Annotated in this window: 4 protein-coding genes; 1 reads left to right on the top strand and 3 read right to left on the bottom strand. The window is 43.9% G+C overall.

The window, feature by feature from the left end:
- Positions 1 to 1126: 1126 nt before the first annotated feature.
- Both ABDD95_RS11095 and ABDD95_RS11090 read right to left on the bottom strand, forming a co-directional pair.
- A complete protein-coding gene (locus tag ABDD95_RS11095) occupies positions 1127 to 1828 on the bottom strand; it encodes a hypothetical protein (RefSeq protein ID WP_345951957.1) in 702 nt (233 codons plus the stop codon).
- On the bottom strand, positions 1825 to 11931 hold the full coding sequence (locus ABDD95_RS11090) for an FG-GAP-like repeat-containing protein (RefSeq protein ID WP_345951956.1): 10107 nt from the start codon (positions 11929 to 11931) through the stop codon (positions 1825 to 1827). The genes ABDD95_RS11095 and ABDD95_RS11090 overlap by 4 nt, the downstream gene beginning before the upstream one ends.
- Before the next feature lie 157 nt (positions 11932 to 12088).
- Here ABDD95_RS11090 and ABDD95_RS11085 point away from each other — a divergent pair, with 157 nt between their 5' ends.
- Positions 12089 to 12421 (top strand): hypothetical protein, encoded by a 333-nt coding sequence (locus ABDD95_RS11085; RefSeq protein ID WP_345951955.1) that lies wholly within the window; start codon positions 12089 to 12091, stop codon positions 12419 to 12421.
- Here ABDD95_RS11085 and ABDD95_RS11080 read toward each other — a convergent pair.
- Positions 12362 to 12610: an Arm DNA-binding domain-containing protein gene (locus ABDD95_RS11080; RefSeq protein ID WP_352432938.1), complete on the bottom strand. Its 249-nt coding sequence runs from the start codon at positions 12608 to 12610 to the stop codon at positions 12362 to 12364. The genes ABDD95_RS11085 and ABDD95_RS11080 overlap by 60 nt on opposite strands.
- Between the last annotated feature and the right edge of the window lie 62 nt (positions 12611 to 12672).

Raw genomic sequence — 12672 nt, 5'->3', positions numbered from 1 at the left:
TTCTTGTTGTCTATTTAACATCTTATTGATCATTTTTTTCCTAGTTATACTGAAAGGGGCACAATGTGTCTTTCAGTATAAGTATTGATAATTGATGATTTTGGGCAGATTATAAGGCATACTCAAGTGCTGATTTGACCGAACTGTTGAGGCCGGAGATAGATTCCCATTTGCAGAGATTATAATCGATACAAATTAATACAAGATAAGCGACCTGGAACAAAAACGCATAATGCGGCAGAAGCGCAGGACGTGTTACATATTAATATTCGGAAAGAAAATTTTGCCGTGCCTGCCGTTCTTAATGAGTGCCTGATGCAGAGTTATTCGAGCATTATTCACTAATTTTCAAACTGGACTAAAGACGCTGAATTCAGCAACCTGCGTGCAGCTGGTGCATTTTTAATAAGCGCAGCTCAAAGGAACGGCAAGGTGCAAACGGTCACCATAATTAGGTCTGATGCCGGTATAATGGTATGCTGGCTGGTGGAAGTTGGTTTCTTTTATCGCCAATTACATAACGGTCTTTACCGTTGAGGCAGTAAAAGCAATAATGTCTTTGCAGCCCTTGCGCCATTCGCGGTAATGGCCCAATGCTTTTTGGTAAAAAGCCAGGACCTAAATCAAAAAGGCCGTAAAATTAAATTTTACGGCCTTTTTGCTGTTTAATTATAATCTGCGGAGAGTTAGGGTTCAGAACCATCACTCTGACGTACTGAATGTCAGATATTTACATTGTAAAAAGTTCCTTACTCTACGAATGACGCTAATAGCAAGTATTCTCTAATTGTTAAGTCAAATATAATAATTTTAACATAATCACTATTGTATTATTTTATTGCGATCATAAACATTGTGCTCTTCATTCTAAGAAATGATAAGGATCTCGCCAAGGGGAAGAGGTGGCCAAAGATTATTTGGATCACCTGCTCAATCACTTGGTCATTACCCGCATTATTTGTGATCGCAACTCGGAAATTCAGCATGACACAAAGTGGTAATCTAAGGGACAATGCAATCGCTGAAAGGGTTAACGGTGTACTGAAAATTGAACTGCTGCACAAAGTATTTGAGGATATTCCATCAGCGGTTCAAAGTGTAAAAAGGGGCTGTCACTGTTACAAAGTTAATTCACCTTAAAGCTGTAAACGCCAGAATCTGAGCTGTTGCCTTGTGCATCGTAGGTGATTATTTTCCAGTAATAAGTGCTATTGGCGGTAACATTTACATTGGTTAATGACATGGGCGCCACCCCGGATTGCAGCAAGGCTGGTACGGCGGTAGTACTTAAATAAACATCGTAATACGAAATGTCGTTATCAGCATCAGTACCTTTCCAGGTTAGGGATATTTTGCTGTTCACCGCATTTACAGTTTGTCCCAGCGCAGGCGAAATTATTTCGGCCGGAAAAGGCGCATAATTAGTAGTTCCGGAACCGGCGTTATAAAATTTCCAGATGTCGCTCTGCGCTATTAAGCTGGCCTTTGCAGATTTTGCAGTAACGCTCCACGAAAATGGTGTGTTACGGCTTAAAATGACATCTGTTTGAGGCAGTAATGTAGTTTGTGTGATGACGACGCCGGTAAGTAAATTCTTTAAAGTTAATTCGTAGCTATCGGCGTTTGCAGCAGCATCCCACTTAAAATTAACCGTGCTTTGACTGGCCGATATGACTGTCCCTTGCGTGCAAACCTGGTTTTGCGCCGGGGTGACCAGCACGGGTTTTGAGGGAGGCGGTATTATAATTTCACTTGGTGTGGTTGAGCTTTCCCTTTTTCCGCAGGCAGCCAGTAAAATCAATGGTACAATGTATAGTAATCTTTTCATCTTTTTAACATCTTAAAAGTCAGCTCTTCACCATCACGCTGTAAAATAAGGGAGTATAAACCGGCATTCAATTGAGTTACATCTAATTGTATTGTGCCAGATTGGTTAATGTATTTTTCAATTTTTTCCAGTTTCCCGTTGGTTATATTATAAATTTTAACAACAGTTGTGTTGATTACCTTTTCACCCAAATTGATATAAATAGCATTTACGAACGGATTTGGATATGGCTTCAAATTACCCGATGTATTAATAATTTGCTCGAAGGTACCTTGGCAAGGTTTGTCGGTAACTACTGTTATTTTATTACTGCCGGCACTTAAAGGAAGCATAATGGAGTTTGAGCTGGTATTATAAACCGCATTGTTTACACTTATGGTGTATTGTGCGCCGCCGTTTAAATTTAAATTAACGGTATTAAGCGTTTTGTTTACAGCGGCATATACCGCAAGGTTAGCAGGCTCTTTGATAATGAGAATATAACACTGATTATAATTATCTTGTCCGGCTACCGTGATACATAAATTATAAGTGCCGGCGGTTAAACCGTCAATGGTCAATGTATTGGTAAAGCTTAATATTTTGCTGGTATTGCCGGTGAGGGTAGCCGTATAATTAGAAGGCTGTGCCGCTATGATGGCAATTTTGCCATCGGCCTGGCCTGTGCAGGTTGCGCTGGTGGTAGCCACACTAAAGTTGGTAACCGGCAAAACAAAATAAACTGTTATGGCAATGGCTTCGGAGGTAGTTACATAATCTGCTGCTTTCACATTAACCGTATATGCTCCGCTTTCGCTGGCTGTATAGCTGGCGCTGGTAGCACCCGGTATAGCTACGCCATTTCTGTTCCACTGATAAGTATAGCCCAAATTGGTAGTAGTGGAAAGAACCACCTTGCCGCCCGATGCAAAGCTGGTAGGCCCGGTGGCCGTAACAACAGGTTTGTCAACAAATGTAAAGCCTGGAAGGTAAGCTATCCCATTAACGCCCGTAATGGCAACTTCACCACTGGCTGCCGAACTTACTGTTGCTGTTATACTGGTTGGCGAGTTTACCGTAAAAGATTGGGCAGCAACGCCGCCGAAACTCACTGCATTAACTCCGGTGAAGTTGGTCCCGGTAATAGTGACTTGGGTTTGAGCCCCTGTTACAGCAGGTGTAAAACCGGCTATAACCGGTGGTGCTTTAAACACAAATCCTGCAAGTTTTGCCGTGCCCAAAGGAGTAGTTACCGATACATCACCACTGGCACCAGCGCCAACAGTAGCGGTAATGCTACTGGCTGAATTGACGGTGTAATAATTTGCCTTTACACCACCGAAACTGATCTCGGTGGCCCCTGTAAAGCCTGTTCCGGTTATATTTACGTTAGCTGCTGTGGCTGCCGACTGCGGTGTGAACGAAGTGATTACCGGAGGTGTTGCAAATGTAAAACCGCCAATACTAGTGATGCCATTAATAGAGTTTAACGTAATATTGCCGGAGGCACCCGTTCCTAAAACAGCCTCAATAACAGTTGAAGAAACAATTTTGAATGAAGTTGCCTTAACGCCACCAAATGTAACAGCGGTTACATCGTCAAAATTATTTCCGGTTAGGGTCACCGTTGCTCCCGCACCAGCCACTGCCGGCGAAAAAGCAAGCACGACTGGTGGCGGTGTATACACAAACCCCGAAAAGCGACCTACTCCACCCGCTGATTTAACAGTGATATCGCCGGTGGTGCCTGTACCCACATATGCAGTTATACTATTAGCCGAATTAACTGTATAAGACAGCGCAGGCGATGAGCCAAATTGTACACCAGTAACACCTATAAAATTTTCTCCGCTTAGGTTAATTTGGTTACCTGTGTTTGCCCGTAAGGTACTTGCTGATGCAATAACGGGTGCCGACAAAAAGGTAAAATCAAAGTAGCCGGTGCCGGCACTATTAGTAACACCCACCTGCCCCGACGCGCTGCCCGGCGCTACCACCGCGCTGATCGTTGTGGGCGATACAACGTTGAACGAACTGGCCTCAACCTTGCCAAATTTTACTGATGTTATCTTAAAAAAGTTTTGCCCGGTAAGGATAACGGTATCTCCAGCCGCTACCGAGTTGTTTTTGATACTGCTGATAACGGGAGTTTTAACCACAAAAGTAAAACTAGGATAAGCAACGGTACCTAAAGGAGTAGTTACCTCAACATCCCCTGTTGCGCCGGCGGCTACTACAGCATCTATTTTGGCTGCCGATACCAATTTAAAGCTTGCAACCGGCACACCTCCTATTTTTACCGCAGTGGCTCCGTCAAAATTTGATCCGGTTATATTTATGGTTTCGCCGGCGGTAGCAGTGAGTGGCGAAACAGAGGTAATATTAATGGGATTAACTTTTGAGTTTTTTAGTACCGACGCCGTATTATCGTTAAGGTTGGTTACCGCAATATCAGGCCGACCATCCAGGTCAAAATCGGCTGCATTAATGCTAAACGGATTGTTTCCAGCCGGGTAATCTCTGGGAAATAATATTACGGTTTTATTTGTGGTTGACTGGTTTCTAAATACTTCAACTGATTTTTCGACAGGGATCGATAGCAGTATATCGGGAATACCGTCACCATCCAAATCACTTAGGGCCGGATGATTAGAAGTTGGCGTGTTGGGCAATGGGCTTGATACCTGGTAAGATAAAGGTGCAAATTTAATATTGCCGGTCGTTCCCTGGTTTAACATTATCCTGAAATTGCCAACGCAACTTATAATCAGGTCCAGTTTATCATCTCCGTTAAACTCGCCTATAATAACATTTTCAGGAATATTGGCATAGTATGACTCTTCTATGCTGACGCGTATGCCTGCTGCAAAGGTTACCGGTCCGCTGGTGGAGGTATTTAAATAGAAATTAGCTGTGCGGTCGCCTTGGCTGATTACTATCACATCAGCTTTGCCATCATTATCAATATCGCCAATAACCAGCCCGCGTGTGTTACTGCTTAACGTTAATTTTTGCTGTTGCTGAAAGGAAACAGAACCGTTAGCGCTTATATTTTTCCATATTTCAACGGTGTTGTCGGTATCGGTGGTAACTGCTAAATCGGGCTTACCATCTTTATCTAAATCGCCTGCGGCTATTGCAAAAGCATGGTTACCTATCTTAAAATCCTGTTTTGGTAAAAAGGTTATACTGCCGCCTGTACTGTTATTTATCAATATTGATAATACGCCGCTGGCACCAGCCGCAATAATATCTAATTTGGTGTCGCCGTTTACATCAGCTGCCAGTAGGGCAACCGGGTTAGCCGCTACTGCAAAATCAGCTTTTTGTGCAAATGCTATACTGTTAGCCGCGGTATTTCTTAATACGGAAACGGTGCCGTCGGTAGCATTGGCCGTAATCAGATCGGGCTTGCCATCTCCATCTATATCGGCCGCAAAAGAAGCCGAAGGTTTAGCCCCGGTGGCAAAACTGGAACGGGTAGCAAAAGAAGCAGCCGTAAAATTAAAGTTGCCGCCGCCACCGTCATAAGTGGTTACAAACGGCTTTTGTGAATAAGCAGTTAACTTATTATTAGTAACCGAAATAGGCTGGTAAGTAGCACCATAAGGCACCTTCACGGTGAGTACTTCTTTATCGGCGCTTAGTACAGTAGCTTTTACTGCGCCAAAGAACACCGTGTTATCTGCAAGGGTTTTACTGAAGTTTTTACCGGTTATAGTTACTGTTGATGCCACCGGGCCGTTTGATGGTGCAAATGAAGTGATAGCCGGTGGCGCATCGCCAGGTTGGCTGTCAATAAAAACAAATCCTTCTTTAGCACCTGAGCTACCTTTTTTTAAAACTAATACACTGCCCGAGGCTCCGGATGCAATAACGGCTTTGATGCTGTTTTGCGATTCGACAGTAAACGAAGAAACCGGAACGGTACCCACCCTGACTTCGGTTATGTTATCAAAATTACTGCCGCTAATAGTTATGGCGGCGACCACGCCACCCGTAGCAGGCGTAAAAGCGGTAACTACCGGCGCTACATCGGCAACCGGTTTGTTTTTTAATACGATTAAGCTGGATGGTCCCGCCAGAACGGCCATATCCAGCAAGCCATCGTTATCTATGTCGGCGATGGCTATATCCACAGGAGAAGCTCCTATATCGAAGTCTACTTTAGGTAAAAACGAAGTTTCCAGAATAGCGCCGGGCTCTGCAATATTTTTAAATACCGACACCGTTTTTGCGTTTAAATTAGCTACAACCAAATCGGCTTTGCCATCACCATCCATATCAGCCGAAGCTACTTTTACAGGGCCCAAGGCAGTACTGATGGTTACTTTGCCCGCTAATGATTGCTGGTTAATTACGCCGGCCGTCGCTGTATTCCGAAATATTGATAGTGTATTTTCGTCTTGATTAGCCACTACGATGTCTACTTTGCCATCTCCATCTATATCATCTAAAGACAATGAGTTAGACGCCCAGCCGGTATCAAAATCCACTTTAGGCTCAAAAGATGTGGTGGTAATAACGTTATTCTGAATACGGTTTCTGAGTATAGATATAATTTTGCTTTCGTTGTTCGTAATAACCAGGTCGGGTTTGCCATCGCCATCTATATCAGCAACGCCAACACTAGAGGGTGCTATGCCCTTGGTAAAAGATACAGCCGGGGCAAATGAATTACTGTTGATGAGTCCTGGTGTACTCAGGTTTTGAAATACGCTCACAGAAATACCACCGCCAAAAATACTCTGCGGACTCAAGCTGTTATTAGCTACAATAATTTCAGGCTTGCCGTCGCCGTCGAGATCGGTAACCGCCAGTACGCGGGGCGCTAAACCACCGCGAAAGTTAGCCATCTGAAAAGGAGCTTCGCCCGTTGCCGTTAGGTTATTACGATAAATAGAAATACTTCCTCCAAAATTGTTTCCAACAATGATATCCAGATACCCATCCACATCTACATCGGCCAGGGTAACGCCTTCGGGTTCAAAATCAGTACTTAGTTGCAGGTATGGCGTTGTTGCCTTGTTCATATAAACGTAGGCTTTATGCTCGTTCCTCATGGTAATTACCATATCGTTTACTCCGTTATTATCCAGGTCGCCTGTGGCTACTGCGTAATGGCCGCTACCTGCCGTAAAAGCATAGAGGTTGGTAAAATCTGCAGAGGTAATATTTTTTTTCGAAGTAAACGTTGGCGAAAAAGCTTGGGCGGAGTACCCAACAAGGCTGCTGCCAGTATTAAGGACCGACACCTTACTATAGCTTAACCCTACAGGTACCTTTACACTGAGCTGCTGGGCTGAAGCGGCGGTAACTTGTGCCCGTACTCCGCCAAAATAAACAATGTTGTTAGCGGCTGTGGCATTAAACCCGCTTCCTGATATGGTTATGGTTGCACCCACATTGGCCTTTAACGGGTTTACTGCGCTAATCACCGGCGGCATTTTAGCGTCATTAATGAGCACAGACAAGGTATTATTCTTAGTATTCAGAGTAATGATATCTGGTTTGCCATCGGCATTTAAATCAGCCAACTGTATAAGCCCAGGTGTAGCATCTGTACTCAAATTAACCCTGCCCGAAAAACTCAAAGTATCTTTCCCTGTGGCCAGTTGTGCATTTCGAAGCACCGCTACAGCATTCAGTGCGGGCTGGCTAAATACGATATCAATATTGCCATCGCCATCTACATCAGCCATACCTAAATTACCCACATTAATACCATCTACCTGGCTGGTCTTCACGTTTAAAACTATGTTGTCACCTGGTGATTGGTTGGTAAAAGTGATCACGCTGCTACCCGTAATATAAGTATCATTATAAGCGGCTATAATATCGGGTTTACCGTCAGCGTTTAGGTCGCCTGTAGCTATCGCTGCAATGCCGTAATAAAGGTCGGCACCTGCATCGTTGAACTGTATTATGCTTGGAATTGATGTATTTTGTGCTATACGAAGCTGGCTGCCGGAGCCATAGTTAATCAATTCGGGCTTTCCGTCGTTGTTTAAATCCTGCAAAAGCACATTAACTCCGTATCCATTAAAATCAATTTTAGAGCTTAATGAACTGCTGCCGAACTGGCCGCCTGAAAAAGTGTTTCTAAATATTGAGACCGGGTACGAACCCGTGGCTATATCCGGCTTACCATCCCCGTCAATGTCAGCTACCTCAATAAAGGCAGGCGAGGAGCTTATTTCAAAATCGACTTTGGCAGCAAATGAAGTACCGGTAATAGTGCCTTGAGTAACCTGATTACAAAGAACAGAAATTGAATTGCCGTTTTTATTAGCTACCAGTATATCCAGTTTTCCGTCTAAATTAACATCGGCCAACTTAATATACTGTGGGTTGGCACCTGTTGCAAAATCAACTTTGGCGGCGTACAAAAATGTTCCCGACTGATTAGGTGATGTATTACGGTAAACTGAAACGGTGTTTAATGAACTGTTAGTCACAATCAGGTCGGGCTTCCCATCGCCATCCACATCGCCTGTGCACATAGCCGATGCAGGGGTAGTGCCCAAGGGTATCTCTGCATGTAGGTTAAAATCGGCCGAAGTGAACCGTTTATTACTTGGGAATAATGGAACGAAAGGCATTTTCGATACTGCAAGCAGGTTTGCAGCGGTGTTGATTACCGTTATCTTACCATACTCGGGTGCTATGGGAACACTTACGGTAAGCTGTGTTGCAGTGGCATCGGTAACCACTGCTTTTATTGTACCAAAGTACACGGCATTTTCATTAGGCACTGGGTTAAAATTCGTACCTGTAATAGTAACCACAGCATTTGGACCGGCCGATGAAGGTGTAAAGCTACTGATAGCCGGGGGTAAAGAAGGGGTTTCGGGTTGGGGTAAATTGGAGATAAACGTCCATGCATTGTTTTGCGGAACAGTTACTAATATATCGGGCTTGCCGTCTGCATTGCCATCGGTCAACGTTAAACTGCCTGGTGTGTTACCGGCATCCAAATCAACCTTGGCGGCAAACAGCGGGTTAGCAGCAGCTTTACCCGGATGTATGTTTTTCAAAACCGATAAGATAGAGCTGCCTGAATAAGTTACTACAATATCTACCTTGCCGTCGCCATCCATATCAGCGGTGTTAAGTGTTGCAGCGTTGGCATTAACCAGAAGTGTCGTTTTATAAGAGGTGTTTAAAACTTGCTGATAAACTTTAGTTACTACGGTAACTATATTATCCGCCGGACTTAAAACGGCTAAATCATCGCTGTTATCATTGTCAAAATCTGCCAGCACCAGTGCCTTTGCACCAACAGCTATATTTTGCTGGTTAAGTATTAACTGGCCGGGTTCGGAAGTATTAACTAATACATAAACTGCCTGATTTTGAATGAACACGATTTGCGGCCTGGCTTCATTGCTCTTTAAGTAGCCGGTGGCTATCATTCCCGGCATACCGGTTGTTGCAAAATCGGTACGAACAAAAGAGGTAGATGAAAGTGCGCTTTGGTAGTTGTTTCTAAACACCGATATGGAGTTAGCGCCTGTGTTGCTTACCACAATATCAGGCTTGCCATCTAAATCTATATCAGCGACGTTACAAAACATAGGGCGGTTTCCGGTGGCGTAATCAGTTCTATTACTTATTGCCAAATTGCCCGAAACGGAATTGTTGATATACACCGATAGCGTGTTATCCCCACTATTGGTAACAGCTATGTCGGGCTTGCCGTCGGCATTCAAATCAGCTATACTGAGTGAAGTTGGGGAGTTGCCAGTTGCAAGGTCAGTTTTTGAAGCATAGGAAGTTGACGTAACGGCACTGTTGGCTGCTGTGTTCAGGTAAACTGAAATAGTTTTATTGGCGTTCAGCATTATTACATCGGGCTGACCGTCGCCGTCCATATCTGTTACCTGGCTCAGAACAGGTTGTACCGTATTGGCAAAGGTAATTTTGCTACTAAAATCGTTGCTGGAAATTTTATTTAGTGAGGCAAATACAGGGGTGAACGATGCTGTTGAATATCCCGTTAATTTAGTGGAGAGGTTTGTGACCGACAAGTGCCCGTAAGTGGCCCCCGCCGGTATAGTAACTGTAAGTTGTGTAGCCGTAGCATTGGTAACAGCAGCCTTCACCGCACCAAACATAACTACGTTTGAAGCGGCATTGACATTAAACCCTGTACCTGTTAGGTTTAAACTTGCCCCGGCCGGCCCGGATAACGCGGAACTGTTACTAATAACCGGTGCCGCAGGGTAATAAACCAAACCAGGATAAGAACTAATGCCGCCAGCTGTTTGTACAGTTAATGTTCCGCTAGCTCCTGTTGCTACTGTGGCCACAATACGAGTATCAGACACTACTGAAAAAGAAGCGGCCGGTACGCCACCAAAGTTCACGGCTAGTGCATCTTTCAAATCCAGGCCTTCAATAGTTACCCGGGTGCCAGCTTTAATGTTAAGTGGCGAGCAAGAAGTGATTTTTGGATTGCTGATGTACTTAAAACCAGCTATGCTATATGAGCTATTCAAAGATTCGGATACCGAAATATTTCCGGAAGCACCACTGCCGACAATGGCAGTTATTGTATCTTTCGATACCACTTTGAACGAAGCTGCAGCTATATTGCCAAACATAACATTGTTTACACCAGCAAAGCCCGAGCCTTTAAGGATAACGGTGGTGCCGGTGCCAGCCGTTTTCGGCGTAAAGGAATCTATGGTAAGGCTACCTGTCCGGTTGAGAAATACCGAAAAATTGTTGTTGCTCAAATTGCTGCATACCATATCAGGCCGGCCATCGCCATCAAAATCAGCAATACTAATGCCTTGACTACTTGAGGTTTTGGTATAACCAACCCCGCTTGCAAAGGCTATGCTGTTGGGTGTGCTGGCATTGGCCAATACAGTAATTACACCGGGGTATACATTGTCGGGCACAGCGATATCTACCTTGCCATCGCCATTTAAATCGGCGCAAGCTGCGGTGGATGGATAATAACCTGTAAGGAGCGTAAGTTTTTCCGAAAAAGAAATGTTTTGACCCGAAGTGGTATTTTGAAAGATCCTGGTTGTAGTGTACGGCCCGTCAGGTGAAACAATATCCAGTAAACCATCGTCATCCAAATCGGCCAGCAACGGATGCTCAACCAAAGATGCCGTGCCTAAGTTTGCCCGTTCAGTAAAACTTAATCCTGCTGCCGAAGTGGTATTTTCGTAGACTGTAAGCGTTTTGGACGGGTAAGTATCTTTGCACAAGATAATGTCATCCTTATTATCACCATTAATGTCGCCGGTTACAATAGAAACACCGATTCGGGAAGTATTAAAATTTATTTTCGGATCAAATTTTATGGTGTTGCCACTGCTTGTATTTAGCAGAACAGCAAACGTGTTTTCATTGCCATGTGAAACAGCAATGTCCGGCTTTCCATCCTTATTCAAATCGGCAACGGCAATGCCCGAGGGTGAGGCGCCAGTGATAAAATCCGTTTTTTCAGCAAATGCAGGTGCGCCTTTTGTACTGGTATTTTTTAATACCGATATCTTGTTTGATCCGCTAATGACCACAATTTCGGCTAACCCGTCTCCATTAAGATCGGCAGCGGCAATTCCAGGGGTTGAAACACCCGTGGTAAAATCTGCCTTTTTTATAAAATTAATAGCTCCAACACTACTAGCATTCAAATAAACAGAAAACCCTCCCGAGTAAGTTAATGCCACATCCGGCTTTCCATCGTTATCAAAATCCTGACTGATGATATTACGGGGGGCCGAAGCGGTGGTAAAATCAACCTTGTTAGCAAAAGAGTTGGCAGAAAGCGCTGCCCCATCGTCAAAAGTAAGCAAAAAGGGTTTTGATGAATACGCTGCAAGGCTGTTTGCCACAAGCGTGATTGGCTGATAGGTTGCACCGGGCGGCACTGCTACCTGAAGCTGGTTTGCACTGGCGGCAATCACTGTTGCTCTCGCTGCACCGAAGGTAACTATATTGCGTTCGGGCGTACTGTCGAAATTACTACCTTGAATGGTTACTATAGAACCCGTCTTGCCCTTAAGAGGGCTAAATGAATTAATAACAGGTACCTGGCTTATGGCATCGTGGACAAAAAAAATCAGCGCGACAGCTAATAATTTAAGAAAAATGCGGTTCATTGTAAAAAGGTTGTGGTTAATTCTGTAGTAAACTTTGCAACCAAGATAAGCAAAGTACAACAATATATATATTACTGGTGAGAATCAAGAACATCAATATCCTGATGACGATTTAAACTTAAATGAACTTGCCTCATTTCTTAAGGAACTCGAGTCTTTGACAATTGAGACCTTTACGTCCATCACTGCTTATTACAATCTTCATACAGCCAATCTGAATGAAACGTTTACTACTGAACTAAGCCCAGATAAGATTCAAAAACTCCAGCTACAAACCCGCCTGCTGAATGGGAACTATGCAAGCCTTAACGAAATTCTTGTTACACTTGACAAACAACTGAAGGACATTACGAGGAAAAATCAACAGATACAGACGGCCAAATCGGGTTCCAGCGATTTGGCTAAGAGGCACGCCGAGGTTAGCGAAAAGCTACAATACCTGAGTAGTGAATACCAAGGTATCAAGATAATAGTTCAGCTCCTTTGTTGATTCTTTATTTCCGGACGCCCTACCGGCCGCGGTACTCCAGCGCGACAATTCACATTTACGTTTTGTAGACAGTTCGGTAGCCTTCCCGTCTACAGTTATCTTAACATAAATGGACCTCAAGGTCTCAATTTGATTTTTGGTTGTTTTAAGAAAAACATCAATCCAAAGCTCTTTTCCAGCATAACACATTAATAAAAAGGTTAACAAAATTACGTTTGAACCGGCTATATCACAAGATGTCTATCTCTTAA

The organism is Mucilaginibacter sp. PAMB04274 (assembly GCF_039634385.2).
Lineage (GTDB): Bacteria > Bacteroidota > Bacteroidia > Sphingobacteriales > Sphingobacteriaceae > Mucilaginibacter.
Note: the sequence above shows the minus strand (reverse complement) of the source record. Positions and strands in the feature narration are given on the sequence as shown.

Excerpts from the sequence above, each read along its gene's own strand:
- ABDD95_RS11090 (WP_345951956.1), bottom strand. The coding sequence starts at position 11,931 with ATGAACCGCATTTTTCTTAAATTATTAGCTGTCGCGCTGATTTTTTTT.
- ABDD95_RS11080 (WP_352432938.1), bottom strand. The coding sequence starts at position 12,610 with ATGTGTTATGCTGGAAAAGAGCTTTGGATTGATGTTTTTCTTAAAACA.
- ABDD95_RS11095 (WP_345951957.1), bottom strand. The coding sequence starts at position 1,828 with ATGAAAAGATTACTATACATTGTACCATTGATTTTACTGGCTGCCTGC.